The following is a 24,851-nucleotide window of genomic DNA, read 5'->3' as shown; positions in this document are numbered from 1 at the left end:
GACTTATAAGAGAACGAGGCTCAAAATGTACACCAATGCCATTGCCGTGACACCTTGAACGAGCGTAGCCATGGTTTGCGCGCGGTACGCTAAGCCCACCGACATGCGGCTAAACTGCGAAACTACCCAGAAGAAACTGTCGTTTGCATGAGAGACCGTCATCGCACCTGCACCGATCGCCATCACCGTTAATACGCGGCCCATTTCTGAATCGAGCCCCAATTGCGTAAGCATAGGCGCAACCAAAGCCGATGTGGTCACCAGTGCAACCGTTGACGAACCTTGTGCCGATTTTAGCGCAGCCGCAACGATAAATGGCATGAAAATACCCACGCCCAGCGCCGATAGCGTCGTACCCAAGTATTCACCTAGCGGCGTGGCTTTTAATACCGCGCCAAATGCGCCACCCGCACCGGTAATCAAAAGAATAGGCGCAGCAGCCGTAATACCTTGGCTGATTCGCTCGCCAAATTCTTCAATCTTGTTGTCTGATTTGAGTAGGCGAACAGAAAGGAACAGGCCAATCACTAATGCAGTTAGTGGCTGTCCTAAGAAAGTCAGAACATCAAACACAAAACCTTCGCCCAGCGGTAGGCTTGGGAATTTCGCGATAGAGCCAAAACAGATCAATAAGATAGGAACAAAAATAGGAGCGAATGCTTGGCTCGCCGTTGGCAATTTGCCGTAAGACGCTTTGAGTGCTTGCCAGTCTTGCTGAATTTCTTCTACGGCTTCAATGCCATCTGGTTCAACATGTTGGAATCGGTTCGCCCACAACATACCCGCTAACGCCGCAACCGCTGCAACAAACACACCCACACCAATCACTAAACCAAGGTTATATTCCAGGCCTAAGTTACCCGCAGCGGCAATCGGGCCAGGAGTTGGCGGCACAAACGTGTGCGTTGCGTATAAGCCAGTTGCCAACGCCACACTCATCGCAACGCTTGAGGTTTTTAAACGCTTCGCGAGTGATTCTTTGAGCGAGTTCAGAATGACAAAGCCTGAATCACAAAATACCGGAACAGAAACGATGTAACCTATGATGCTCATAGTCAATGTTGGGAAACGCTCACCCAACACTTTGATGACCGTATCGGCCATGGTGATCGCCGCACCACTTTTTTCCAAAATAACACCGATGATGGTACCTAAAACGATAACCAAACCAATGTAACCAAGGATGCCGCCAAAGCCAGAAGCAATGGTTTTGGCAATGCTATCTGCCGGTAAGCCGTAAGCAAATGCCGCAAGGAACGCCGCGATGATCAGCGCTAAAAAGGGATGTAATTTGAATTTGGTGGTCGTGAGCACAATAAATGCGATCACCCCAAGCAGGATTAATATAAGGTTCATGATAACTCCATTTATTCTTATTTTGCTGAGCGAGTCCGTGTTGGCTCACTCAACATGTAGGGACGCATGAATTATTAATCGTTTGCTTTCGAATTCCTTTAGGCGGAGTGACAAATGATGTGGTCAAAAAATAACGCGTATTGTGCAAATGCACAACATCACGACATTTTTGAGAGCCGAGTCGCAATATAAAGCTCCGCTAACCCCACAAAATTGGTTGTTGGTAGCCCTGTTATCTCGGTGATTTTCTCTAACCGATAGCGCAGAGTGTTCCGGTGAATAAACAGCATTTTAGAGCATTCTGTTACATTGCCATTGCATTCAAACAGTGCATCTAGGGTTTTCAGTAATTGCCCAGATTTGTCTTTCTCTTTCAACCGTTTCACACCATCAATAATTTGTTCACCTTGCCAAATATCCGCCAACGGCGCTAACAAAACAGGCAAACGAAGTTCATCGAACAGGTACTTACGTTTCTCTGGGTAGAACTGCTTGCCAATAGCTAATACCTGCTTCGCACTTTGGTATGACAACGCGACATCTTTAGGCTCATTAAACAGCTGCCCTAGCGCAATGTGAAACGTATGCGAATCGTGATCGCTTAAACGCGACATCAACTTATCAATGCGCTCACTTTCAACTTGGCTATCCCACTGCTTGGCGGAATGACACGGTTTCAACACCACAATTTCATTCACTGAGACAATCGCAACTAGGTTGTTACGCTCTGGGTATTCAAGCAGCTCAACAATATTGCGCACACTCTTCATGCTTTTCGAGGCCGACGGCGTCGAGACTTCAATCACCGTTGCCACCCGTGGTTGAGTAACATCGATAGAAAGACGCATCGCCCAATCTTTCAGCTCTTCATCGGTCAATTTGCCATTGATCCAAGCCAGAATAAACTCTTCACGATGACGTCTGTCCCACTGAAATTTTTCCACCAGCGCAGCTTGCTCGATTGTTAGTTCAGCGGTCATTTTAACCAGTTTTGCAAAATCTCGGATTTTCTCCGGCTCTCCTGTGACGCCAACAATACCGACCACGTCGCCATGTAATTTCAACAACATATTGATACCGGGTTTGACACCCTGCAACATCAAACATTGCTGCTCATTAAGCTCTAGCGAATCGCCATGATTCAGCGCCAGTACCGCGCCATCATGCACTTGCCCAACACGTTTAGGGTCGCCACTGCCAATGATGATGCCTGCCGAGTTCATCACATTCACATTGTGACCAATGATGGACATGGTTCGATCAACAATTTGTTGTGCTAAAGCGTGGTCGAGAATCACCATTTCGAGTTTCCAAATTGACCGTTTAATCACTCAATAAATCACAAATGGCAAACTATCGCGATGCTGCGGTTCTAAATAACGGAAGCAGCTCAAAGCATTATCCAATTACCCATATTTAAAAAGTGGATTAAACCTTCATTTTTAGCAGCGGGTTATATACTTAGAACAAAGGTTACCAATGCATTCTTCACTGTGCATTGATGCCACTCGTCTACCTACAGAGGAGAGATCAACATGGAGTTACGGAATAAATCGGGGGAAGTTGCAAATATTGCTGATAACCTCACTTTGAAGGAAATCACAGAAATGGGCTACACCGTAGATTTATGCGATGAAGCATTTGCCCCTGGAGAGCATTGGAAAGCGGAAGGTAAAACGCAAGGTATGGGCGAGTATCCAGAGGAGTAAACGTCCTGACGAACCAGCGCAAAAAAGCGCTCCACAAACAGAAAAGCCGAGCGACTTAACGCTCGGTTTTCTACTTTTGAACTTCTTGAATAAACAAGCCCATCTCTTCAAGATAATTGCCGTTTGAGCATCCCCAGTCGGTGACCTCAATCAACTCTGTAACTAACTGTCCAGACTCATCATCTTGCACTCTCTGCACAAACGCTTCAAAACGTTCCAGTTGTGCCTGACTCTTAACGCCATGCACGGCATATTCTACAAGCAAGCCGTTGTACGTCTGCCAGCGCTGATCGCCCGCAACATCATTGCTTAAAATCACAGAACACTTTTGTTGAATGCTTTCAACCGCATCATTTCTTGGTGGCGCGACTGTGGAACATCCAACTAAAATCGTACCTACCGCCAATAACGTAACTTTTGTCTTATTTATCATATCGTTTCCAACTGTATCGCCACGATATGGAAATCTTATTACACCTGATAAGGATCATCGATAGCGCACCGCAGATTAATTACTTAATAAACTGTAAACTCCATACCAGTCTTAACACTGCAAGCTCATAACTCCTATTAACTCACCCAAATGTAAACAAATAGTAAAATCACCTTTACGCGATGCAAAATCGACAAATGAGATTAGCGTTCCTTTCTCGCGACCAAGCGTGCAATAATCAACTGTCTACATAACGAAACCATTTGAAGGATCAAAATGACCGCAACGGATTACCTCAACGACCTCAATCAACGTTACCTTGCGATTCACCGCACCAAAGAAGATTTCTTTTGGGAAACTTACATGGGGATCAGCGATGACCATGATGGCTCGACGCAAGCACAAACGGCATGGACAAGCTTTTTAAGCAACGCCGAGCAAATTACTGCCATCAAACAACAGCTTGAAGCCGCGGACTCAATTACCGACCCACAAGAGAAACAACAAACCATTACAGGTCTTTCGGGTTGGCTGGCGATGTTTGAATCTCACGCTATCGAGGGCGAAAAAGCACAAGCGTTGAAAAATCAGCTCATTGCCTTTGAAGCTGAGCTCTTCGAGAAAAAACAGAACCACGTACAAACATTTACCGATGAGAACGGCGAGCAAGTAGAAGGTTCACTTCCAGTATTAAGCTCAACCATTCGCACCAGCAATCATGAAGAAGTTCGCCAATCGGCTCATCAAGCGTTGCTGAACCTTGAACAATGGCTACTGCAAAACGGCTTTATTGAACTGATCAAACTGCGCAACCAGTTCGCTCGCTCACTGGGTTATGCAACTTTCTTTGATTACTCCGTGCAAAAAACGGAAAAGATGAGCACTGAGCAGCTATTCGAGATTTTGGAAGATTTCGAACAACGCACGCGAGATGCGCACCTAAACAGCTTAGAAAACTTGGCGAAAGAGAAAGGCGCAAGCGCACTAGCAGGCTACAACTTTGTTTACTCATTCGCGGGTAACGTTATGCGTGACCTTGACCCATACGTGCCGTTCTCAAAATCTCTGAGACGCTGGGTAGAATCATTTGGTCGCCTAAATATTGATTACTCTGGCGCGACGCTAACGCTGGATTTACTAGATCGCAAAGGTAAGTACCCGAATGGGTTCTGCCACGGCCCTATCCCTTCTTTCTATAATCAAGGCGAGTGGGTCGCAGCGCAGGTGAACTTCACCAGCAATGCCAAACCAGACCAAGTGGGCAGTGGCTACGATGGCATTAACACGCTGTTCCACGAAGGCGGCCACGCAGCACACTTTGCGAACGTAAAAATGAACGCGCCTTGTTTCTCGCAGGAGTTTGCGCCAACGTCAATGGCTTATGCAGAAACTCAGTCGATGTTCTGTGATAGCCTGTTAACCGATGCCGATTGGCTAAAACAATACGCACTGGATGATGAAGGGAATTCGGTTCCTGATGAGATTATTCAAGCGATGATCAACAGTCGTCAGCCATTCAAAGCTTATGAAGAACGTAGCATCTTGGTTGTGCCGTACTTTGAACGCGCGTTATATCAACTGAGCGATGACGAGTTAACGCCAGAACGCATCACTAAGCTGGCTCGCGATTGTGAAAAACAGATCCTTGGTTTGGAATGCAGCCCTCGCCCACTGATGGCGATTCCACATTTGCTATCCGACGAAGCGGCTTGTGCGTATCAAGGTTACCTACTCGCGCACATGGCGGTGTACCAGACCCGTGCATACTTCCTTGAGAAGTTTGGTTACCTAACGGATAACCCAGAAATTGGCCCACTGCTGGCAAAACACTACTGGCACGCAGGTAATCACTTGTCGCACAACGAAACCATTGTCAGCCTGACTGGCGAAGGCTTCAATGCCAAATACCTTGCAGACGTGTGTAACCTGTCACCAGAACAGGCATGGGAAGTGCAGCAGAAGAAAATCGACTCACTTGCGACGCGAGAGCGAGTACCAGTCGCTTCACTGAACGCCGCGATTAAAGTCGTCGACGGCAGTAAAGAGCTGGCAAGCAACACCATCTCTGACGAACAAATGTGTGACGATTTTGAACATTACATCGTAGAGACTTACGGTCGATAACACGCAGAAAGCCAGGAGCTCGCCTTCTGGCTTTTTATTCTTTAGCTAATGCAATAGGAAGGAAGATCCATGTACCAAGAAGTCATCAAATTTTGGTTCGAGGAGCTATCGCCCCAAAATTGGTTTGAAAACAACCCAGAACTGGACAAGCGTATTACATCGCGATTTGCCTCGGTATTAGAACAAGCCGCTCGTTGTGAACTGTTTAATTGGCGTGACAGCGCACAAGGACGATTGGCCGAAATCATCGTCCTCGACCAGTTTTCACGTAATGTGTATCGCAACACCCCAAAAGCGTTTGCACAAGACCCACTCGCATTAGCATTGGCTCAAGAGGCAATTCAGTTAGGTCACGACAAAGAATTAGCGCCCGAGCAGCTAAGCTTTTTGTACATGCCGTTTATGCACAGCGAATCTCGCCTCATTCATGTCCAAGCTGAAAAATTGTTTCGCGCATCAGGGCTTGAAAATAACTACGATTTTGAGCTAAAACACAAAGCCATCATCGACCAGTTTGGGCGCTATCCTCATCGCAATGCGATACTGGGAAGAAAGAGCACTCCCGAAGAGTTAGCGTTTTTGCAACAACCTGGGTCAAGTTTCTAAATAACAATGAATAATGAGTTAACCATGAGAGACCACGCAGTATGTTGGCCATGCTTGCTAAAACTAGACGGCGACGATGAGCTGATCTACACGCATTCCCAGTCCGACTTAGACTCTGAATGCGAAGCCCTCATTTTTGGGCAAGATGATTACGTTATCGACTCAAATGGCAACACGTTTGAATTGAAAAACAATGGCTCGAACACCACTCTTTTACATCTAAAAGAACGAACGCTGTCCGTAGAAGAGGTTACGTCATTAATCCAATCGCATGAATTCAGCCTCGCGCAACGGTGCATTATCAAGATTCATTTCACCTCGGTGAGGCAAGCTGTTGAGGCCTTAGCTCACTAAATCAATCCCAATACGCACATCATTAAATAAAATTATCATTTTTATAATTTATGATAATTTCATGTAATCAATATCACGCCATATACTCTCCCACATCGAAACAAGACAACGTTCAAACACACATGTTGGGAGCAAACAAATGAAAATGAATCATGTCGGTATTATGGTCGGAGATATGGACAAAGCGGTTGAGTTTTACACGCAAGCGCTAGGTCTAAAAGTCGTTATGGGCAACACGAAAGTGATTGAAGAACGCGAAACGGCAATTGGCAGAATGTGTATTGCGGTCTTTGGGGAAGGCTTTAAAGGCTTCAACATTGCGCACCTTGTGACAAGTGATGGCATTGGCCTTGAGTTATTCGAAATGAAAGAGCGTCAAGAGCGCCATGAAGTGGATTTTTCTCGCATCGGTATCTTCCATTTCTGTTTGCAGACAGACGATTTTGAAGGTGCTATCAAACGCACCGAAGCACTAGGTGGCAAAGTTCGCATGGACATCATGCGTTACCACCCAGAAGACGATAATAAGCCTGCGAAAATGGTTTACCTAGAAGACCCATTCGGCAACCTATTCGAGCTTTACTCACACACTTACGAAGAAACTTACGCTTCTGATTACGAGTAATAGCCCCATCCATATTCCAAAAGGCTAGCAATACGCTAGCCTTTTTTGTTTGCTTTGAGTTGCAGTGTTTCTGCACTCGCTCTAGAAAAAAACATCTGGAATTTGATCATTTCTCTCACCACTTTTAAGGTCACTTTATACTTACCTCAACACAATGCAAAAAGGAGTGAAGCATGCCCACCAAAAATCCAATCGCCATCAAAGCGCTTGATCATGTTGTTTTAAGGACCTGTAACCTCGATGCTATGTTGCATTTCTATCGAGACATTTTGGGCTGCCCTGTCGAACGCGAAGTAACGGAACTTGGTTTAACTCAACTTAGGGCAGGTAACGCATTAATTGATGTAGTGACGGTAGACAGCGAATTGGGCCAACTCGGCGGTAAGCCACCAGTTCAAAATGGTCGTAATATTGACCATTTTTGCCTGCAATTGGCGCCTTTTCCCGAGGATGAATTACTGGAATATCTGCGTGCGCGCGGCATTGAAACCGAAGAGTTTGCGAAACGCTACGGCGCACAAGGATTCGGTCGCTCACTCTATATTCATGATCCGGAAGGAAATGTCGTCGAGTTAAAACCTCAAGTGATTGATGAGTAAGCGAGTAAAAACCTTGTTATATTCTGAAAATAACAAGGTTAATTTCTAAAATAATTATTGAAGTAAGAACATATTATTAAGTCAAAATTATATCTGGCTCACCTATTTCTTTTTCTCGCCACCATTGTTTATTTATATGTTCTTGATGAACGTAAAAACTCTCCCCCGGCATTGGCGTCAGCAGCGTTATATGTTCTTTTTGACAATGGGTAAGCAAATCTAAAATCGGTTCGTCCCAGCGGTGAGTAAACAGTTCGTATGTAGCCCAATGTACTGGCAACAGTTTTTTCGCATTTAAGTCGCGAAACGCTTGCACGGTATGATGAGCCTGCATGTGCCCCCAGTTTTCGACCGGATAACCTTGGCCTTTCACATCAGCAGCCACTTCCAAACAGGCAATGTCGATTGGTCCACATCGCAGTGCGATCTCGGAAAAGTGCGAATCGTAAGCTGAATCGCCACTAAAATAGAGCGTCTCTTCTTTACCTTTGATGACCCAAGAAGCCCACAAGGTCGAGTTTTTATCGAAATAAGTACGACCAGAATTATGGTTAGCGGGCGTACAAATCAGTTCGATTCCGGCATAGTGCACGCTATCCCACCAATCGAATTCCACGATGTTGTCTGCGCAAACGCCCCACTTTATCAGATGCTTGCCAACCCCTAAGGGTACATAAAACGTCACGGGTTTATCGGCGTAGAAACGTATGGTCGATGCTTCTAAATGGTCGTAATGATCGTGCGAAATCACGATAATTTCAGGAATCGGCAAACAATCTCTGGCATGGGTATTGGGAATATTGCGTTCAAACCACGCTTTTGCGATGAACGGAGAAGCGTAATCAAATACCGGATCAGTCAGAATTCGAATGCCATCGACCTCCACCAGCATGGTGGAATGGCCCAGCCAAGTAACGCGCATCGATTCACTTCGCTGCGCAAACTGCGTAGGTTGAATTGGGAAATGTGGCAGATGTTCGTTAGGACTCAATGGCGTTCTACCACCAAGATAGCTCCAACACACCTGCCAGAATGATTGCGGGCTAGGGACATTTGGCATCTCGTTTTTAACGCGGCCGTTTTCAAATTGAGGCGAGTGGTAAACACGGTGCGCCAACTGCGCATGGTAGGTTTGAGGCGGAATCAGTGAACTTGGCTTTTGTTCACTCGTTAGGTATGTGCGCTTAAGTATCGTCTCAGACATATCGTTATTTTGTCTCGCTTGTGAACGCTCAACAGTAGGTTTATTAAAACGTGCGTGTATGTCTATTTCGTGACCAAAATGAGGTGTAAGATGAAGATTCAGTTTCAATCAAACGTCTTCTATTTAAGGAAGCGGTTCTCAAACCTTCTGAATACTGCGTCGGTTTGAAAGGAGAAAACTATGGTGACTTGCAGCCAATACGATTTTATTGAAATCGCCTGTATGTTTAAGCTCCCTATCGAGATCACGCTAAAAAATGGTGAAACTCATCAGGGCAACGCGTTCGACACAGGCTACGACATGCAGCGACAAGAGTGCTTGTTTTTAGATATGGATGGTGAGCACACCGCTTTCCCGACTGAACAATTAGTCGCAATGCGCGCGCTCAAAGCCAATCCGCATTTTGATGAAGTGACGTTTGAGTAAACGTCCGTCTTTCATTGACACCGTCCAATAAAAAACACCTCTCAAGCAAATACAACTTGAGAGGCGTTCTCTTACACGATTCACCGGAACTTGTTGTTATTCTCGCGACCGGATGAAAACCAGCATCGGCATCATGATCACGAACATCACTCCCACAAGCTGGAAGGTGTGCACAAACGCGACCATTTGCGATTGCTGCTGCAACATCTGTTGGTATTGGTCTAACGCAACCGGATCGGTAATAGAAAGCCCCTGATTGGCCGCCCAGTCATGCAAGTTAGGATTATAAGGATTAATACCCTCTCCCAGCGCATGCCATTGCTGCTGACTATCACGATATTGGAACGTGGTGGCGATAGAAATACCAAACGAGCTACCAATGGTACGGAACAGATTGTAAATACTCGCCGCCGCAACAGATTGCTCTTTCGGAATCGTTAAATACGCCAAGGTGGATAGCGTCGAGAAGGTTAAACCAAGCCCCATCCCCTGAATCATACTCGGCATCACAATCCAAAATGTATCGATCTGCAGTGAGTATTGCGTCATCAAATAACTACCAATCCCGATGCAGCTCAAGCCAAAGACTATTTTGATTCTGGGATCGAATTGCGGATTGAGCTTAATCACCAAAATCAACATCGCCGCTGACGCCAATCCACGCGGTGCCATTAATAAGCCAGTGGTTGAGACCGGATAATCCAGCAAGCTTTCCAACAGCATCGGTTGTTGAGTCGTCAGGCCAAACATCGCCATCGACACCACGGCAATCATCAACGACGAGACCATAAGATTTCGGTCTTTCAGTAGCCACAATGGCGCTATTGGGCTTTTGGTTTTCCAGCTGCGATAAATCCACATCACCGACCCCATGACAGCGAGTAATATCGCGGTCTGGATCATGCGTGAGTTGAGCCAGTCTTCTTCGTTACCTTTATCCAACACAAACTGCAACGCGCCCACACCTAACGCCATGTAACCGATGATCCACCAGTCAAAGTTAGGTTTGGATTTGTTGTCGATGTGGATATAGCGATAAATCAAAGAGGTACAAATCAAACCGAATGGCAAGTTGATGTAAAAAATCCAGCGCCAATTGATGTTGTCGGTGATCACGCCACCCACGACTGGGCCCAAAATAGGACCAAGCAAAATGCCGATGGAGAAAATCGCCATCGCTTTGCCTTTTTGTTCGTACGGATAAATCTGCACTAACGTCGACTGCGCTAATGGAATCACCGACGCGCCGAAAGCGCCTTGAATAATGCGAAATAGCACCATCTCTTCAAGAGACTGTGCTTGCCCACAAAGCGCACTGGCAATCACAAAACCGATCACAGCAACCAGCATGACTTTGCGTTCACCAAAGCGCGACACCCAGAAACTGGTCATCGGAATGAAGATCGCTTCCGCCATGCTGTAACCCGTCAGCACCCAAGTAATTTGGTCTGCCGTTGCGCCCAACGCGCCCATCATGTGCGATAGCGACACGTTCGCAACGGTCATATCGATTAACACCATGATGGCAGAAAGCATCACGGCGACGGTGGCAATCCCCCGTTTGTCTGCCGTAATTTGATGGCTCATTGCACGCTACTTTGCAAATCAATGGTGACTTCTGAGCTCGCACCCACGCGAAGTTGCGGCGCATCGGCCGGTACTTCTAATGCCAAACGTACAGGGAAACGCTGTTTGATTTTAACCCAGTTACCTGTTGCGTTTTCTGGTGGCATCAAGGAGAACGATGTACCACTCGCAGGCGACAGCTGCTCTACCGTTGCTTTCCACACCACGTCTGGGTACATATCAATCACCACATCCGCATGCATGCCAGGTTTAATATGAGTAAGATCGGTTTCTTTAAAGTTCGCGCGTACCCAATAGCTGTCTTTTAAAATCACAGGGAACAACGTTTGACCCACGCTAACGACCGAGCCTACGTGCGTATTGATCTCACCGGCAATGCCATCCACTGGTGACGTAATGTCGGTGTAGCTCAAGTTCAGCTCTGCTTGCGCTAACTGTGCTCCCGCTTGTTGAACAACCGCAGCCTCTGCGCCTTCTTCACCACGGTTCGCAATGGCTTTTTCTACCGTCGCGCGCGCTTGCTCCAGGCTCGCTTGGGCATTGGCTAGTTTGTTTTTTGCCGTATCTAAATCTTGGTCCGACGCCAGTTTGCGTTTCACCAAGGAATCCGTACGTTTGTACTCCACTTGCGCTTCTGTCAGGTTAGAGCGCGCCGCATCTAAGCCCGCAACGGCTTCAGTTACCTGCTTATCGGCAACGTCATGTTGCTGGACCGCCAATTGGTATGCCGCTTTTGCTTGCTTCACTGCCAACAAATATGGGCGTGAATCTATCTTCAGCAGTAGGTCACCTTTGTTAACAGATTGGAAGTCTTTGACATCCACAGAAACCACTTGGCCTTTTACCTGAGGCGCTACCGACAAAATTTTTGCCCTAACATAGGCATCTTCTGTGCTTGGGTGACTGTCTGAATACTGCCAAGACCAATACATCGCACCAAATGCGATAACACAGAGAGTAAAGAAAAGAGTTTTTACCAGCTTAGATCTGGAGGAGGAATGCTTTGCGATATCGTCGCTCATTTATATTGTCCACTTGTTCAATTATGTGATCAGTGTAGGACTTTTCGATCTTCCGACAATAAAATGATCTGCAAGGTAAAGATCCAATTTTGCATGTTGCTAAGTGGAGTAAATGATGTGCAATCAAAACGAGGATAAAAAAGAGGGGCAGTCCCCGTAACCGCCCCCAAAGTCATGCCAATAATAGTAATGTGCGTGTAACTACTGGTTTTTCTTAGAACTTGTAACCGCCGCTGATCATAAATACCCAAGGGTTAATTTTGACGTCGGTTTTTTGCTTCACTCCACCTGCTTTGTAAGTTGCTTCTGTTTCAATGTTTGCGTACCACGCAGCGGCGTTGAGGAACCATTGATCGTTGATCATGTAGTCCACACCAATATTCGCTGCTAGACCGAATGAGTCATCCAACTTAAGATCTGAAAGACCAGCGCCTTTACCCGTGCTATTGAAGCCCTCATCAAAGAACATGGTGTAGTTCAGACCTGCACCAACGTATGGACGGAACTTACTTTGTGGCTCGCCAAAGTAGTACTGCACCATAAGCGTTGGTGGAAGGTGTTTGGTGTCCGCGATATCACCAAGACCTAACAAGTCTGTTGAAATATCGTGGCTGAATGGTGTTGCTGCTAGAAGCTCTAAACTGATGTTGTCTGTAAACATGTAGCCAAACGTCAAACCAAGCTGCGTATTTGAATCCACTTTCAATTCTTCTTGAGAACCAAGAATCTTATCGCTGCTGTCGTTTGGAACGACAGACGCCGCACCAACACGAAGAACGAAGTCACCTTGTTTATGAGCGAAAACACTTGGTGACACGAGTGCAGCAACCACTGCTAGACTGCAGATTGTTTTTTTCATTTTTATTTCCTTTCGTAGGGCTTCGTTATGTCGTACCCAAAGGGGTGCCTGTTAACTGATCTGAGATTTCAAGTAAACTCAGCGCCTTGAAGCACACGGGTATCTATATCTTTTTGAGCTGTGCGCAATCTAGCACATAGAAACCCTACTATTTTGATGGAAATCAATTTGTGAAAAATATAGGTTTTTTGTATGGAGAAACGCCATATTGATCAACAAATTATGCAAATAGGATACAATTCTGTAATGCAAACTGTGCGTGTGAGTTGCCATGCATACCCATAAATGCGAATCCTCTCGTTAAGGCTCGTAGCCAGCAAAAACTTTTTTCGTCCTCTACGTCTTCTATTTTCAAAAAACAACCCACTTAAAACGCTCGTTTGCCCCCTTAAAATCGCGATTTGAGGGGTTTGTAAAGCACTGAAATACAAGAAGTTATTTTTCTGGAAAATCAGTCACTTGGAGTGCTAGTCTGCTCGCAGCTAAGGAGAAGACATGTTAAAAACCGATCTCATTTTTGAACGAGAAAACTTTTCTCATCACGATTTTCAGAATGCTACCTTTAAAAACTGCCACTTTTATATGTGCTGTTTCGACCATGCCGATCTGCGCGATGCTAAGTTCATCGACTGTCGCTTTATCGAATCCAAAGCGCTAGAAGGGTGTAGTTTTCGCTTCGCGAACTTAAAAGACGCCAGCTTTACGAACTGTATGTTGGCGATGAGCCTGTTTAACGGCGCAAATTGTATGGGCTTGGAGCTGCGTAAGTGCGATCTCAAAGGGGCAAACTTCCAAGGTGCGAACTTTGCTAATCGCGTCAGTAACACCATGTTTTTCTGTTCTGCTTTTATTACTGGCTGCAACCTCACCTACTGTAACTTCGAACGAGTGTTACTAGAAAAATGTGACCTCTTTGAAAACCGTTGGAACGGTGCGAACCTCGCAGGGGCAACTCTCAAAGGCTCGGATTTATCTCGCTGCGAATTCTCGCCAGAACAATGGGGAACCTTTAACGTTGAGCAATGTGATCTGACTCATGTCGAACTAGACGGGCTGGATGTTCGCCGCGTTTCTCTGTTTGGTGTTAAAATTTGTGATTGGCAACAAGAGCAATTGCTTGCGCCTTTTGGACTGATCATTCTCTAAGGAAAGGCCATGAACCTGTTTAAAGACTTACCGAATAACCTCGACGAGGAAGTGTTCGAAGACCTGCTGACCCACAAAAACCTGCGTATAGAACGCATTGTCTCAACGGGGCAAACCTCGCCCGAAAGTGGCTGGTACGACCAAGAAGAACATGAATGGGTCTTGGTTCTTAAAGGATCTGGAGAGCTGACTTTTGAATCAGGTGTAGTGCAACGACTTGAGGCAGGCGATCACGTTACGATTCCAGCTCATACCAAACACAAAGTGAGCTGGACTGACCCAACGCAAGAAACCATCTGGTTGGCGGTGTTTTATCAATAAACACAAAACGATCTTAAACCCAAAAATAGGCGCTGAGTTTGCTCGATACTACTAAGCCGTCACTGGCACTGTTTGATTTTGATGGCACCATCACCCGAGAGGATATGTTTAGCCTTTTCCTCCACTATTCTGCTTATGGCCTGCGCAAACGAATAGGAAAGGTCGCTATCATGCCATTTTATGCGCTGTACAAACTCGGAGTGTTACCCGCTCGTGTTATGCGCCCTCTCAGCAGTTTTATTGCATTTTCAGGGAAAGAAACGCAGAAAATTGAAGCGATTGGCGCTCAGTTTGCCCATGAAGTGATCCCGCTGTACTTACGGCCAGAAGCGATGGAAAGGTTGGCGTGGCATCAACACAGAGGCGATACCATTGTGGTGGTGTCGGCATCACTCAATGCGTATCTCAAGCCTTGGTGTGAAGCGAACGGTTACCACTTGCTGTGCAGTGAACTGATCTCAGAGCAGCCAAAACTGAGTGGCTTTTACCAGCAAGGTGATTGCAGTTTAGAAAGAAAAGTCTCGCGCGTGAAGGCGGCGTTTTCGCTCGACGAGTTTGCGTCTGTTTATGCCTACGGTGATACACACGAAGACATTCCGATGCTCAAACTGGCAGACTACGCGATGCTCAACTGGAGCGAGTGGAGAGCAAGCGAATAACGATATGTGCTCTGATTTTCAAGACAACCACTCGACCAAAGTGATCGTTTTAGGCTAAAAAAACAAACCCTTCTCACATGAGAAGGGTTTTATTGATCAGGGCCCGAATAACTGGCTTAACGCCATACCCCCCATTGACCCGTTGTGCCTGGTTCCTCACCAGACGTCCACCACTGGGCAGTCCATTCTTTGCCGTTGTGCGTCACCACATCACCTTGGTTGTATACGGCCGTCTTGTCCCACAAGTTGGTTGGTTCAACTGGTGGCGTTACATCCGCTTTGATCAGTGACAACGCATAACTGAAGTCTGCGCTTGGCGCTAATACTTGGTTCGCATTCACGTTGTTACTATCGAACATGTAGTGGTTCATCTCTTGATGCCAAATGCCCACGTACCAATCGCCCGTTTGCTGCGCGTTAAATTGATCCGCAATTTCTGCCGCCCAAGTCGTCGTATTGTTTGCGCTGATTGGCAGTGAAATATCGACAATTTCATTGCCTGTCGCATTAAACGTACGGAAACGGATGGTGTCACCCGCTTCTACTGGTCCGAAACCTTGCTGAACAAAGTAGCCTAGAGATGTCAGATTATTGCCCGGTTCGGTTGGATCAACAGGGTCAGTCGGTGGCGTCGTGCCTGTTCCGTTTAACGTAATGTCACTACAGTTGTAGAAACCTTCCCCAGCGACATCAATACGCTGCCAACGAGTGTAAAGTACCGCATCGCCCGAACGATCAGCAGGGAAAGTCACCTGAATACGGTAGCGTTTTTCCGCATCAACATACACATCACCTGCGGTGTCGATCAGCTCTAAATCACTCCAAGTAAGAGGCTTTGAATCATCATAAGTTGGCTTGGTGAGATAGAATTCCCAGTACGATGGGTTGTGCGGCGCTTTGCCGTAAAACAGCAATTCAATCTGGTTGTTTGCATCTGGCGTAACATTGGTGCGCTGCCAGTTTGGAGAAGGAATGTTCAAGCCTTTCTTAGCCGCATCGCCGGCAGAACACAGTTCACCGTCGCGAACCACGGCTTTCACATGCTCCATATCTCGGTAATTTGGTACGTTCGCCGCGATTTCGCTGCGTTGCACAAACGGATACGCGCCAGATTCTTCAAAAGCCGCTTTACACGCTTGGTTAGGGATCTCGTTGGTCCAAAAACCACCGTCTAAATAACACGTATTCTGACGAGCGCTTGGAAATTCTACCCAGCCGTGGGCGTTGACGTTAAATGAGCTCAATGCGGCAACAGCGCTTAAGCTCAAAAGAGGAAGTGTTACATGTGATTTCATCGTTCATCCTTAATTTTGCTGACTCGCCGCTCTGAAACACAAGCGGTTTAAGCAAAACTAGCAGGATGGGATTATTTAGAAGGTGAGAATAAATATGGAAATTGTAAGAGTGCCATCTGCTTTCCAGCATTTGTTGTGAACCATTCTCATACTCGACTGACTCTTTCGAGTCACTTCAAATTCATGTGCCACAAAAACTGTCACTCTCGTTTGGCTATCGCTCGTCTTTTGGTGTGTCCATCACCACCATGGTTGTGATCGACTTGACGTGTTCGCACTCACCCAACACATCAGCATGGAACGCTTTATAAGCGGCGAGATTTTGCGTCTCTACGCGTATGAGATATTCGTTAGATCCCGTAATGTTGTGACATTCCACCACCTCGTTTACAAAACGCACATGCTCTTCGAAACCCAGCTGTGCCTGCTTAGAGTGCGAGGCCAAACCAATCGACACATAAGCGACAAAACCCACGCCAAGTTGCTGATTATCCAGTACTGCTCGGTAGCCTTTGATAACGCCTTTACGCTCTAAATCTTGCACTCGGCGTAAGGTTGCAGACGGAGATAAACCAACGCGTTCCGACAGCTCCACATTGGAGATTCTTCCGTCTCGTTTGAGCACTTGCAATATTCTTTCGTCAAATCTATCCATCATGATGTTTCATTGCTTATTTAGTTTCTAATCATCAAATAAAAGCACAATATTGACCTCAGTTCTACTTATAGTTGTTCTCAACTTATCGAGAACTGATTCAAGGAACAATCTATGGAATATCATCAACTGGGCGCTTTGGCGTTGTTCGCTTTTGTCTCCACTTTTACGCCGGGTCCCAATAACATTATGTTGATGACCTCAGGGGCAAATGTCGGCTTTAAACGCACTATCCCACACATGTTAGGCATTACCTTCGGCTTTGGTGCCATGCTAATTTTGGTGGGTATTGGCTTGATGGGCCTGTTCCACGCTTACCCGCTCACCCACTCGATTTTAAAAGTATTGAGCTTGAGTTATTTGCTGTACTTGACGTACAAAATCGCCACCAGCGACAAAACCGAAGCAAAACATGATTTTCGCCCGATGTCTTTTTTAGGGGCTGTCACATTCCAATGGGTGAACCCAAAAGGTTGGTCGATGGCGTTGACGGCCATTACGGTATACAGCAGTGGCGGTGCATGGCTCGAACTGACTTTTATCGCCGGTATCTTCTGTTTAGCCAACTTGCCATCGGTAACATTTTGGACGGCGGCAGGTATGCAATTGCAGCGTTGGTTGACCACCGATAAACGCGTTAAGGGGTTCAACTACAGCATGGCTGCGCTGTTGCTTTTGTCTACGATTCCAATGATATAAGTCTATTTTGGGTTAAAAAACGACTCACTTTACGTAATTGGGAAAGGACAGATACTGCATTTTGCTTGAGGCTTTGGCGTTAATTCACAGTGTAAATTTGTTTAAAGACGCTACCCTCTTGTTAGGGAACTTGATAATCTTTAAATGAGAAAGAGAATAATTATCGAGTAAAGTAACAATGAAAAAGAAGCCTCAACCTAAAACGCTTGTTGTCACAGACACAGAAACCATCACTCCAAACATGCAGCGCATTACCTTGCAAGGTGAGGCGCTGAGCCACTTTCCTCGTGACTGCGAAGGCAGTTACATCAAATTACTGTTTAACGATATGGGCGGCGCGGATCTGAGCATCCTGTCAGAAGACGACCGGCCGATCATGCGCACCTACACTATTCGACGCTTTCATCCAGAAACCAGTTCAATCGAAGTGGATTTCGTCCGACACGTAACGCAAGATCTGCAATGCGGATTTGCCGCACGTTGGGCAATGGCCGCGCAAAAAGGCGACACGATCAGCATCGTAGGGCCAGGTAGCATCTCCAACTTAAATACGGAGGCGGATTGGTTCTTCATGGCTGCCGATATGACGGCACTTCCAGCGCTTTCTGCGAAAATTCGTACGTTGCCAGAAGAGGCCAAAGGCTACGCTGTGATCAGCGTGATGTCTCCAGCCGACATCCAACCCCTAAACACGCCAGCCGGTATGGAGTTGATTTGGTTAACCGAAGGGCAAACCTTGGCTGATAGCGTTCGCGAACTCGAGTGGTTAGACGGTAACGCTTCGGTATGGTGTGCGTGTGAGTTCGATTCAATGCGCGCGCTGCGCCAATATTTCCGCAATGAGAAAGAAGTCGATCGCGAGAACATCTACATCAGCAGCTATTGGAAGCAAGGCGTGTCTGAAGATGGGCACAAAGTGATTAAACGTGAAGACGCGGAATCCAACCAATAGTGATTCATGTCTTTTCGATTCCAGCTCTCATCCTAATAAAAACGCCCGGCATCACCGGGCGTTTTAGCAACTTCAGTTGTATTAAAGTTCATGAAAACTCTAATCCGCTAGTTCCTGCGCTAAAAAGTCGATTAACAACCTCACTTTGGGCGATAAATTTCGGCTTTGTGGATACAGTGCCCAAATGCCTTCACGGTCGTCTCGGTAATCGGTCAGCACCTCGACTAGCTCACCGTTATCTAGGGCTTCTTGAACGTAATAGTCCGGCAACTGCACTAAACCCAAACCACGTTTGGCGGCGCCCATTAGCGCAAAACCACTATTGCATTTAATCCTCCCCGACACGCGCAAAGACTTATCGCGTTTATTTTCCTTAAAATGCCAATAATCGACCGAACCAACTAGGCACTGATGTCGAGCCAGTTCGGATAATGTGTGAGGCTCGCCAAATCGCTCCAAATACATAGGGCTAGCACACACGTAATTTTGACGCGACGAAAGACGCTTTGCGATCATGCTGGAATCTTGCAGGCGGCCAAGACGAATCGCCACGTCTACCCCTTGCTCTATCAAATCCAGTTTTTGATTGGTCAGAACTAAATCGAGGTCCACACGCGGGTGCTTCTCCAAAAACTGATGCAAGAGCGGTGCGAGGTTCATTTCCCCATAGGTCACAGGCGCTGTCACACGCAGCAAACCTCGCGGTTCGGTTTGCATTTGCGTTACGGCAAGCTCGGCCAGTTCTAGCCCTTCGACCAAATGTTTGCACTGCTGATAATAAAGCTGTCCAGCTTCAGACAGAGAAACTTTTCGCGTCGTGCGATGCAGTAACTTAACCGCAAGACGCTCTTCAAGTGCCGATACGCGGCGACTGATTTGTGCCACTGACGTTTTCAGTTTAGCCGCGGCAGCTGTAAAGCTGTTAGTTTCCGCTACGGCAACAAACTCGCTGACTCCTTCCCAATTCGCCATGCTGTATTCCTGTCGACCTCTTCTAGACAAATAGTGATTACATTGTTCTCGTCGCGCTACGCTTTGAAAACGGGAAAACTTTACGCGTCAGGTAACGGACGAAGTTCGTCGTATTGCACATCAAGCTCAATGCCAAAATATTCTTTCAACGCATCCAGGTAGGTTTGACCTGGCTCTAGCTCTATTTCTGTTAGCTCTTCATGATTGGTGCATCTGAGTGTGTAGTTAAGCAGCGTCACCAACCCACTTTCTGTCGCTCTAGCAGCGACTCTTGCGCTAGTAAAACGCGAATTAGGCGAAGTCGAGGTAAAGAAGTTGCTACATGCAATGTCACCAGCAAACACAAACTCTAGGTCAAAGCTGTATAGATTGTTCCACGTGTCCGTTCCATCGGTTGAAAGCACTTGGAGGAAATAACCAAACTGAGCATCTTTGACAAAACGGAAGGTTTGTAAATCCGTCTGAATCACTTGGTCAAGGATAAACGGCAATGGCGCTCGAGGGGTATTGGAGCCAAAGCCCACATCAATAATCCATGTTTGTTCCTCGAACGTCACTAACGTGATTTGATGACTACGACCTGTTGGCGTACCAGACACATGTACACGCCCTAGCAAACTTCGCGCTTCAAACCCAAGAGTGTTGAGCACATCAAGCATTAAACCATTTAATTCAAAGCAGTAACCACCGCGAGAGTGGTACACGGTTTTTTGAATAATATCTTCAATCTCAACAGAGACGCCTCGCTGCAATGCGATGTCAAAATTCTCAAACGGCAGGCAACGATGCTGCGCCACGTGAACTCTGTGCAATGACTCCAAATCGGCAGGCAATTCACTAGGCAAGCCTAGCTTGGTTAAATAGGCACTCAGATCCGTCTTATTCATAATGACTCTTACTTAGCTGATGGTTTGACTGTTTTCTACTTTAGCCCCTCTATCTAACTTCAGGTCAATCACCTTTTCCATTTCCCTTCCGCTTTAAGGAGGCACAGCACTCTTTTTACACGCTCACCTTATCATTATTACGCATATGTAAAAATCATTTTCAAAATGGACGGATTATCATTTTTACTGAAACACCTAAAATGAGCACCAACAAAACGACGCAGCGCGGTAAGCAAACCTTAACTACGCTTATTACGTCACTCCATATACTGAAAATATAAAGGAAACATCCAATGTCGCTTGAAATCAAACCTGGTCAAACTCACATAAAATCAAAAGCAATGGTCGCTTGGGCTGCAGGTGAGCCGCTTAAAATGGAAGAAGTTGATGTACAACTTCCAAAAGCCGGCGAAGTGCTAGTACGCATCGTAGCAACTGGGGTTTGTCACACTGACGCATTCACACTATCAGGTGACGATCCAGAAGGTATCTTCCCTTCAATCCTTGGTCACGAAGGTGGCGGTATCGTTGAAATGGTTGGCGAAGGCGTAACAAGCGTTGAAGTTGGCGACCACGTTATCCCACTTTACACTGCTGAATGTGGTGAGTGTAAGTTCTGTAAATCTGGCAAAACGAACCTATGTCAGGCCGTTCGTGAAACGCAAGGTAAAGGCCTAATGCCAGATGGCACAAGCCGATTCTCTATCAACGGCGAAACTATCTTCCACTACATGGGTTGTTCTACTTTCTCTGAGTACACGGTTCTTCCAGAAATCTCTCTAGCGAAAGTAAACAAAGAAGCACCACTTGAAGAAGTTTGTCTTCTAGGTTGTGGCGTAACCACTGGTATGGGTGCGGTATTAAACACAGCTAAAGTTGAAAAAGGCGACACAGTGGCAATCTTTGGTCTAGGCGGTATCGGTCTTTCTGCAATCATCGGTGCTCGCATGGCTGGTGCCAGCCGCATCATCGGTGTAGACATCAACGAAAGCAAATTCGACCTAGCGAAACAACTTGGTGCAACTGATTGCATCAACCCACAAAAATTCGACAAGCCAATTCAAGAAGTGATTGTTGAAATGACAGACGGTGGTGTTGACTACTCATTCGAATGTATCGGTAACGTAAACGTGATGCGCCAAGCACTTGAGTGCTGTCACAAAGGTTGGGGTGAGTCAGTCATCATTGGTGTTGCTGGTGCAGGTCAAGAGATCTCAACTCGTCCATTCCAACTGGTAACTGGTCGTGTATGGCGTGGCAGCGCTTTCGGTGGCGTTAAAGGCCGCTCTGAGCTTCCAGAAATCGTGAACCGTTACATGGCTGGTGAATTCGGCTTACAGGAGTTCATTACCCACACAATGGGATTAGCAGACGTCAACAAAGCGTTTGATCTGATGCATGAAGGTAAGAGCATCCGAACAGTTATCCATATGGATCAATAATGCTGCCTCAGGCTCTCCTTTTGGGGAGCCTGAATTCCTTCTGCTAATTAGAGAGTTTATTCATGACCATTGAAAATGTAAGCCAAGCCAAAGTGTTTGGCGGTTGGCACAAGCAATATACACACGAATCCAATGCCCTAAACTGCACCATGCGCTTCGCGATATTCTTGCCACCTAACGCAACGAAATCGAATCCCGTACCCGCGCTATACTGGCTCTCTGGTTTAACGTGTACCGATGAAAACTTTATGCAGAAAGCGGGCGCATTTCGTATGGCGGCCGAGTTTGGCATTGCGATCATTGCACCAGACACAAGTCCGAGAGGCGAAGGTATCGCTGACGACGAAAGCTATGACCTAGGAAAAGGAGCTGGCTTTTACCTTAATGCGACGCAAGCACCTTGGTCATTGCATTACTGCATGTACGACTATGTGACTGAGGAGTTGCCTGCGATCATCGAAAGTAACTTCCCTGTCTCTGACGTGAAGTCGATTTCGGGTCACAGCATGGGCGGCCACGGAGCGCTCACCATTGGTCTGAAAAATTCAGAACAGTACCGTTCTATTTCAGCGTTCAGTCCAATCAGTAACCCAATGCAATGCCCTTGGGGACAAAAAGCCTTTACTGCTTACTTAGGCAAGGAGCTTGAAATCTGGAAGCAATACGATGCAAGTGAACTTCTAAAACAACAACAATCACCATTACCAATTTTGGTTGATCAAGGTGATGCTGATGGCTTCTTAAATGAGCAGCTTAGACCGGAAGCGCTGATTGCTGCGGCAAAAATACACGATTCAAACCTAACCTTGAGAATGCAACCAGGCTATGACCATAGCTATTACTTCATCTCAAGCTTTATTGAAGAGCACCTCAACTTCCATGCAAAATATTTGTTTGCATAGTTAACTTAAGTAAGCTCATGAAATAAAAAATAAAGTCACCAAAACTAGGTGACTTTATTTTCTTTACGTACTAACAAATACATATCTGAATATCGATGATTTAAATATGTAAAATAATGTAACTTAAGAACAAATTCGACGTCCATTTCTCGCCTTATTAAATTCTCATTTCCGACACAGTATCTTTATTAAAAATGAAACAAAGTTGCACTAAAAACCAATTAAATACCGCGAAATCATTACGAAACTCTACTATCATCCCAAGACTCTGAGCTTTTAATTAAGAAGCAACTTAATAACCTTGACGTGACGTAAACCGACAGTTATTTTTGAAACATAACGTATTATAAAATCTCATCCGGTTGGCTCTATAATTATAAATAAATTACCGCTAGCACCTTTGTCCTAGCTAAGAAAAAAGAATAAAACTCAAAAGGGCATATGATGAAAAAGATAGTCGCGCTAGGTCTGTTTTTTGTTGCGCCATTCTTGTCTGCAAATACGATCGTATTTAGTAGTAGCCAGCAGCCTAGTGTCATACTGGAACTGGAAGAGATCCAAGCTTTACCTACCACTAGCTACACGATGACATTGCCTTGGCTTCCTGCCTCGTCAGAGTTTTTAGGCGTTAAACTCAGCACGCTTCTTACACACGTCTATGGAAAGGTACCAGAGCAGGTTGATATCAGCAGCTTAAACGACTATCACTCGACATTGTCCCGACAAGATATTCTTCGATATCAACCAATACTGGCTTATCAACAAGATCAGAATTACATAAAAGTCAGGAATAAAGGCCCTTTCTGGGTGATATATCCACTCAATCTCTATCCAGAGCTAAACTACAATAAATATCATGCGCAAATGGTATGGCAAGTAAATGAAATAAAAGAAAAATAATAAGAATGAAGTTATCAGAACCCTATTCTAAGAAACAAAGAATATTGCAATATTCTACCACCAGCAAAATGCTGCTGGTGGTGTTTGCCGTTTCTTTGCTTCTCGCGAATGTCGTGCTTTTACAGCAAACACGTTCACTCTCACAAAATTTTAATAACGAACAAAAACAAGCGACTTGGTTTTTATTCCAACTCTCCAAAGAACTATCAGAACTTGTCGGCGAGGCCAGACGGTTAGATGAAAACGTATTGAATATTGATGGTGCAGAGCTTCAATACGAGTTAGCGTGGAGTCGCTTTGACTTATTGACCAGTAGCACGAAAGCCAATAAGTTCTTTTCTCGGAACAACATGCACCTTTACTTCATTAACCTTTTTGAAGAGTTCAAAGAGCTAGAAAAACAACTAGTAGAAGCTAGAACAGGTGATAGCCAAGCTGCTGCTGCATTTTATCGTTCAACTCAAACACTATATTTAGGCTTAATAGACTTCGTTAATCAAAACTTCCGTCTAAGCAGTAAAGCTTATGAAGCACAAAAAGGTCAAACCCAGCGCTTAATGCAAGCACAATATATGTTGTTTGCGACGTTCGTTTTGTCGATTATCTCTCTAACTTATTTCTTTTATCGTGAATCCCATTTTCATAGAAAATTGGCGCTAAGCGACCCTTTGACGAACCTAGGGAACCGCAATGCACTATTCATAACCCTAAACAAATTTACTCAAGAAAAAAGGCCCTTTTCTCTCTGGATTCTAGATTTAAATGGTTTTAAAGAAGTCAACGACACACACGGACACCAAGTTGGCGACACTGTACTGCGGGAAATCGCTAGGCGGCTTAATTCTATGGCACTCAATGATTTTACTGTTTATCGCATGGGAGGAGATGAGTTCGCGGTTATCCTTGAAGGTGAACATCTCAATGAAGAGAACGTACGTGAGCAGATAAATACCGTCTTTGATGCACAAATATTAAACTCCGATAAAGTCTCAACACTTTCAACAAGCATGGGCTTAGCGCAATACCCTAAAGACAGTGACAATGTTGACTTTCTTATCAGCATAGCGGATAAGCGCATGTACAAAATGAAATTTCAACGTTAAACGGTATATATGAT

27 protein-coding genes are annotated in these 24,851 nt (G+C 45.7%); 16 read left to right on the top strand and 11 right to left on the bottom strand.

Annotated features, from left to right (window positions below; genetic code table 11):
- Positions 1 to 3: 3 nt before the first annotated feature.
- Positions 4 to 1,356: a GntP family permease gene (locus R7041_RS11565; RefSeq protein WP_206949214.1), complete on the bottom strand. Its 1,353-nt coding sequence runs from the start codon at positions 1,354 to 1,356 to the stop codon at positions 4 to 6.
- 158 nt (positions 1,357 to 1,514) lie between these two features.
- Complete coding sequence (locus R7041_RS11560; protein WP_206949213.1) at positions 1,515 to 2,657, bottom strand: sugar diacid recognition domain-containing protein; 1,143 nt, start codon at positions 2,655 to 2,657, stop codon at positions 1,515 to 1,517.
- A gap of 234 nt (positions 2,658 to 2,891) precedes the next feature.
- Between R7041_RS11560 and R7041_RS11555 the strand changes: the two genes are divergently transcribed.
- The gene (locus R7041_RS11555) at positions 2,892 to 3,065 is read left to right on the top strand and encodes a hypothetical protein (RefSeq protein WP_005374332.1); all 174 of its coding nucleotides are present in this window, start codon (positions 2,892 to 2,894) and stop codon (positions 3,063 to 3,065) included.
- A gap of 70 nt (positions 3,066 to 3,135) precedes the next feature.
- Here R7041_RS11555 and R7041_RS11550 read toward each other — a convergent pair whose 3' ends face one another.
- On the bottom strand, positions 3,136 to 3,498 hold the full coding sequence (locus R7041_RS11550; RefSeq protein WP_151515197.1) for a hypothetical protein: 363 nt from the start codon (positions 3,496 to 3,498) through the stop codon (positions 3,136 to 3,138).
- A 276-nt stretch (positions 3,499 to 3,774) separates the two neighbouring features.
- Between R7041_RS11550 and R7041_RS11545 the strand changes: the two genes are divergently transcribed.
- The 5 genes from R7041_RS11545 (at position 3,775) to R7041_RS11525 (ending at position 7,806) form a co-directional block, all read left to right on the top strand.
- Positions 3,775 to 5,622 (top strand): M3 family metallopeptidase, encoded by a 1,848-nt coding sequence (locus tag R7041_RS11545; RefSeq protein WP_206949211.1) that lies wholly within the window; start codon positions 3,775 to 3,777, stop codon positions 5,620 to 5,622.
- 69 nt (positions 5,623 to 5,691) lie between these two features.
- Positions 5,692 to 6,228 carry a DUF924 family protein gene (locus R7041_RS11540; protein WP_206949210.1) on the top strand — a complete coding sequence of 179 codons (537 nt, stop codon included), beginning with the start codon at positions 5,692 to 5,694 and terminating at the stop codon, positions 6,226 to 6,228.
- Positions 6,229 to 6,252: 24 nt separating this feature from the next.
- Positions 6,253 to 6,582: a DUF4144 domain-containing protein gene (locus R7041_RS11535; protein WP_017634368.1), complete on the top strand. Its 330-nt coding sequence runs from the start codon at positions 6,253 to 6,255 to the stop codon at positions 6,580 to 6,582.
- A 139-nt stretch (positions 6,583 to 6,721) separates the two neighbouring features.
- Entirely contained in the window at positions 6,722 to 7,207 is a 486-nt protein-coding gene (locus R7041_RS11530; RefSeq protein ID WP_005374344.1) for a VOC family protein, read from the top strand.
- A 173-nt stretch (positions 7,208 to 7,380) separates the two neighbouring features.
- Positions 7,381 to 7,806 (top strand): VOC family protein, encoded by a 426-nt coding sequence (locus R7041_RS11525; RefSeq protein ID WP_137282899.1) that lies wholly within the window; start codon positions 7,381 to 7,383, stop codon positions 7,804 to 7,806.
- 76 nt (positions 7,807 to 7,882) lie between these two features.
- Here R7041_RS11525 and R7041_RS11520 read toward each other — a convergent pair whose 3' ends face one another.
- Positions 7,883 to 9,010, bottom strand: a complete 1,128-nt coding sequence (locus R7041_RS11520) for an MBL fold metallo-hydrolase (RefSeq protein WP_137282900.1) — start codon at positions 9,008 to 9,010, stop codon at positions 7,883 to 7,885.
- Positions 9,011 to 9,190: 180 nt separating this feature from the next.
- Between R7041_RS11520 and R7041_RS11515 the strand changes: the two genes are divergently transcribed.
- On the top strand, positions 9,191 to 9,436 hold the full coding sequence (locus tag R7041_RS11515) for a Rho-binding antiterminator (RefSeq protein WP_005460845.1): 246 nt from the start codon (positions 9,191 to 9,193) through the stop codon (positions 9,434 to 9,436).
- A gap of 96 nt (positions 9,437 to 9,532) precedes the next feature.
- Here R7041_RS11515 and R7041_RS11510 read toward each other — a convergent pair whose 3' ends face one another.
- The 3 genes from R7041_RS11510 to ompW all read right to left on the bottom strand — a co-directional run bounded on the left by R7041_RS11510 (position 9,533) and on the right by ompW (position 12,904).
- Entirely contained in the window at positions 9,533 to 11,023 is a 1,491-nt protein-coding gene (locus R7041_RS11510; RefSeq protein WP_005460814.1) for an MDR family MFS transporter, read from the bottom strand.
- Positions 11,020 to 12,045 (bottom strand): HlyD family secretion protein, encoded by a 1,026-nt coding sequence (locus tag R7041_RS11505; RefSeq protein ID WP_025768756.1) that lies wholly within the window; start codon positions 12,043 to 12,045, stop codon positions 11,020 to 11,022. Before R7041_RS11505 ends, R7041_RS11510 begins: the two co-directional genes overlap by 4 nt.
- A 214-nt stretch (positions 12,046 to 12,259) precedes the next feature.
- Positions 12,260 to 12,904 carry an outer membrane protein OmpW gene (gene ompW, locus R7041_RS11500; protein WP_025768755.1) on the bottom strand — a complete coding sequence of 215 codons (645 nt, stop codon included), beginning with the start codon at positions 12,902 to 12,904 and terminating at the stop codon, positions 12,260 to 12,262.
- A gap of 495 nt (positions 12,905 to 13,399) precedes the next feature.
- Between ompW and R7041_RS11495 the strand changes: the two genes are divergently transcribed.
- The 3 genes from R7041_RS11495 to R7041_RS11485 are packed head-to-tail and all read left to right on the top strand — an operon-like array spanning position 13,400 to position 15,030.
- A complete protein-coding gene (locus R7041_RS11495; protein WP_005374358.1) occupies positions 13,400 to 14,050 on the top strand; it encodes a Qnr family pentapeptide repeat protein in 651 nt (216 codons plus the stop codon).
- Positions 14,051 to 14,059: 9 nt separating this feature from the next.
- Positions 14,060 to 14,371 (top strand): cupin domain-containing protein, encoded by a 312-nt coding sequence (locus R7041_RS11490; RefSeq protein WP_206949208.1) that lies wholly within the window; start codon positions 14,060 to 14,062, stop codon positions 14,369 to 14,371.
- A gap of 38 nt (positions 14,372 to 14,409) precedes the next feature.
- The gene (locus tag R7041_RS11485) at positions 14,410 to 15,030 is read left to right on the top strand and encodes an HAD-IB family hydrolase (RefSeq protein WP_206949207.1); all 621 of its coding nucleotides are present in this window, start codon (positions 14,410 to 14,412) and stop codon (positions 15,028 to 15,030) included.
- 116 nt (positions 15,031 to 15,146) lie between these two features.
- Here R7041_RS11485 and R7041_RS11480 read toward each other — a convergent pair whose 3' ends face one another.
- Both R7041_RS11480 and R7041_RS11475 read right to left on the bottom strand, forming a co-directional pair.
- Positions 15,147 to 16,325, bottom strand: coding sequence for a lytic polysaccharide monooxygenase (locus tag R7041_RS11480; RefSeq protein WP_206949206.1), 1,179 nt, complete (start codon positions 16,323 to 16,325; stop codon positions 15,147 to 15,149).
- 214 nt (positions 16,326 to 16,539) lie between these two features.
- Positions 16,540 to 16,980, bottom strand: a complete 441-nt coding sequence (locus tag R7041_RS11475) for an Lrp/AsnC family transcriptional regulator (RefSeq protein ID WP_031780811.1) — start codon at positions 16,978 to 16,980, stop codon at positions 16,540 to 16,542.
- Positions 16,981 to 17,094: 114 nt separating this feature from the next.
- Between R7041_RS11475 and R7041_RS11470 the strand changes: the two genes are divergently transcribed.
- Together R7041_RS11470 and R7041_RS11465 are read left to right on the top strand one after the other, a co-directional pair.
- A complete protein-coding gene (locus tag R7041_RS11470) occupies positions 17,095 to 17,679 on the top strand; it encodes a LysE family translocator (RefSeq protein ID WP_154204124.1) in 585 nt (194 codons plus the stop codon).
- Between the two features lie 178 nt (positions 17,680 to 17,857).
- On the top strand, positions 17,858 to 18,631 hold the full coding sequence (locus R7041_RS11465; RefSeq protein WP_182038593.1) for a siderophore-interacting protein: 774 nt from the start codon (positions 17,858 to 17,860) through the stop codon (positions 18,629 to 18,631).
- A gap of 99 nt (positions 18,632 to 18,730) precedes the next feature.
- Here the strand turns inward: R7041_RS11465 and R7041_RS11460 are convergent, their stop codons facing one another.
- Both R7041_RS11460 and R7041_RS11455 read right to left on the bottom strand, forming a co-directional pair.
- Positions 18,731 to 19,603: a LysR family transcriptional regulator gene (locus tag R7041_RS11460; RefSeq protein ID WP_182038591.1), complete on the bottom strand. Its 873-nt coding sequence runs from the start codon at positions 19,601 to 19,603 to the stop codon at positions 18,731 to 18,733.
- Between the two features lie 80 nt (positions 19,604 to 19,683).
- Positions 19,684 to 20,490 carry an arylamine N-acetyltransferase family protein gene (locus R7041_RS11455; protein ID WP_182038589.1) on the bottom strand — a complete coding sequence of 269 codons (807 nt, stop codon included), beginning with the start codon at positions 20,488 to 20,490 and terminating at the stop codon, positions 19,684 to 19,686.
- A 293-nt stretch (positions 20,491 to 20,783) separates the two neighbouring features.
- On the opposite strand from R7041_RS11455, the gene R7041_RS11450 reads away from it, so the two are divergent.
- The 4 genes from R7041_RS11450 (at position 20,784) to R7041_RS11435 (ending at position 24,837) form a co-directional block, all read left to right on the top strand.
- Positions 20,784 to 21,932, top strand: a complete 1,149-nt coding sequence (locus R7041_RS11450) for an S-(hydroxymethyl)glutathione dehydrogenase/class III alcohol dehydrogenase (RefSeq protein WP_017821027.1) — start codon at positions 20,784 to 20,786, stop codon at positions 21,930 to 21,932.
- Between the two features lie 62 nt (positions 21,933 to 21,994).
- Positions 21,995 to 22,834: an S-formylglutathione hydrolase gene (gene fghA, locus R7041_RS11445; protein ID WP_258512488.1), complete on the top strand. Its 840-nt coding sequence runs from the start codon at positions 21,995 to 21,997 to the stop codon at positions 22,832 to 22,834.
- A 444-nt stretch (positions 22,835 to 23,278) separates the two neighbouring features.
- Positions 23,279 to 23,734, top strand: a complete 456-nt coding sequence (locus R7041_RS11440; protein ID WP_005374384.1) for a hypothetical protein — start codon at positions 23,279 to 23,281, stop codon at positions 23,732 to 23,734.
- Between the two features lie 5 nt (positions 23,735 to 23,739).
- Positions 23,740 to 24,837, top strand: a complete 1,098-nt coding sequence (locus tag R7041_RS11435; RefSeq protein ID WP_005383270.1) for a GGDEF domain-containing protein — start codon at positions 23,740 to 23,742, stop codon at positions 24,835 to 24,837.
- The last annotated feature ends 14 nt before the right edge of the window (positions 24,838 to 24,851 follow it).

This window comes from Vibrio sp. 1751 (assembly GCF_033339895.1).
In the GTDB taxonomy this organism is placed as follows: domain Bacteria; phylum Pseudomonadota; class Gammaproteobacteria; order Enterobacterales; family Vibrionaceae; genus Vibrio; species Vibrio alginolyticus.
This window is presented reverse-complemented; position numbering and strand designations above follow the sequence as displayed.

Bases quoted from the DNA above. Each gene is read 5' to 3' on its own strand.
- R7041_RS11565 (WP_206949214.1), bottom strand. From the start codon at position 1,356: ATGAACCTTATATTAATCCTGCTTGGGGTGATCGCATTTATTGTGCTC.
- R7041_RS11560 (WP_206949213.1), bottom strand. From the start codon at position 2,657: ATGGTGATTCTCGACCACGCTTTAGCACAACAAATTGTTGATCGAACC.
- R7041_RS11555 (WP_005374332.1), top strand. From the start codon at position 2,892: ATGGAGTTACGGAATAAATCGGGGGAAGTTGCAAATATTGCTGATAAC.
- R7041_RS11550 (WP_151515197.1), bottom strand. From the start codon at position 3,498: ATGATAAATAAGACAAAAGTTACGTTATTGGCGGTAGGTACGATTTTA.
- R7041_RS11545 (WP_206949211.1), top strand. From the start codon at position 3,775: ATGACCGCAACGGATTACCTCAACGACCTCAATCAACGTTACCTTGCG.
- R7041_RS11540 (WP_206949210.1), top strand. From the start codon at position 5,692: ATGTACCAAGAAGTCATCAAATTTTGGTTCGAGGAGCTATCGCCCCAA.
- R7041_RS11535 (WP_017634368.1), top strand. From the start codon at position 6,253: ATGAGAGACCACGCAGTATGTTGGCCATGCTTGCTAAAACTAGACGGC.
- R7041_RS11530 (WP_005374344.1), top strand. From the start codon at position 6,722: ATGAAAATGAATCATGTCGGTATTATGGTCGGAGATATGGACAAAGCG.
- R7041_RS11525 (WP_137282899.1), top strand. From the start codon at position 7,381: ATGCCCACCAAAAATCCAATCGCCATCAAAGCGCTTGATCATGTTGTT.
- R7041_RS11520 (WP_137282900.1), bottom strand. From the start codon at position 9,010: ATGTCTGAGACGATACTTAAGCGCACATACCTAACGAGTGAACAAAAG.
- R7041_RS11515 (WP_005460845.1), top strand. From the start codon at position 9,191: ATGGTGACTTGCAGCCAATACGATTTTATTGAAATCGCCTGTATGTTT.
- R7041_RS11510 (WP_005460814.1), bottom strand. From the start codon at position 11,023: ATGAGCCATCAAATTACGGCAGACAAACGGGGGATTGCCACCGTCGCC.
- R7041_RS11505 (WP_025768756.1), bottom strand. From the start codon at position 12,045: ATGAGCGACGATATCGCAAAGCATTCCTCCTCCAGATCTAAGCTGGTA.
- ompW (WP_025768755.1), bottom strand. From the start codon at position 12,904: ATGAAAAAAACAATCTGCAGTCTAGCAGTGGTTGCTGCACTCGTGTCA.
- R7041_RS11495 (WP_005374358.1), top strand. From the start codon at position 13,400: ATGTTAAAAACCGATCTCATTTTTGAACGAGAAAACTTTTCTCATCAC.
- R7041_RS11490 (WP_206949208.1), top strand. From the start codon at position 14,060: ATGAACCTGTTTAAAGACTTACCGAATAACCTCGACGAGGAAGTGTTC.
- R7041_RS11480 (WP_206949206.1), bottom strand. From the start codon at position 16,325: ATGAAATCACATGTAACACTTCCTCTTTTGAGCTTAAGCGCTGTTGCC.
- R7041_RS11475 (WP_031780811.1), bottom strand. From the start codon at position 16,980: ATGGATAGATTTGACGAAAGAATATTGCAAGTGCTCAAACGAGACGGA.
- R7041_RS11470 (WP_154204124.1), top strand. From the start codon at position 17,095: ATGGAATATCATCAACTGGGCGCTTTGGCGTTGTTCGCTTTTGTCTCC.
- R7041_RS11465 (WP_182038593.1), top strand. From the start codon at position 17,858: ATGAAAAAGAAGCCTCAACCTAAAACGCTTGTTGTCACAGACACAGAA.
- R7041_RS11460 (WP_182038591.1), bottom strand. From the start codon at position 19,603: ATGGCGAATTGGGAAGGAGTCAGCGAGTTTGTTGCCGTAGCGGAAACT.
- R7041_RS11455 (WP_182038589.1), bottom strand. From the start codon at position 20,490: ATGAATAAGACGGATCTGAGTGCCTATTTAACCAAGCTAGGCTTGCCT.
- R7041_RS11450 (WP_017821027.1), top strand. From the start codon at position 20,784: ATGTCGCTTGAAATCAAACCTGGTCAAACTCACATAAAATCAAAAGCA.
- fghA (WP_258512488.1), top strand. From the start codon at position 21,995: ATGACCATTGAAAATGTAAGCCAAGCCAAAGTGTTTGGCGGTTGGCAC.
- R7041_RS11440 (WP_005374384.1), top strand. From the start codon at position 23,279: ATGAAAAAGATAGTCGCGCTAGGTCTGTTTTTTGTTGCGCCATTCTTG.
- R7041_RS11435 (WP_005383270.1), top strand. From the start codon at position 23,740: ATGAAGTTATCAGAACCCTATTCTAAGAAACAAAGAATATTGCAATAT.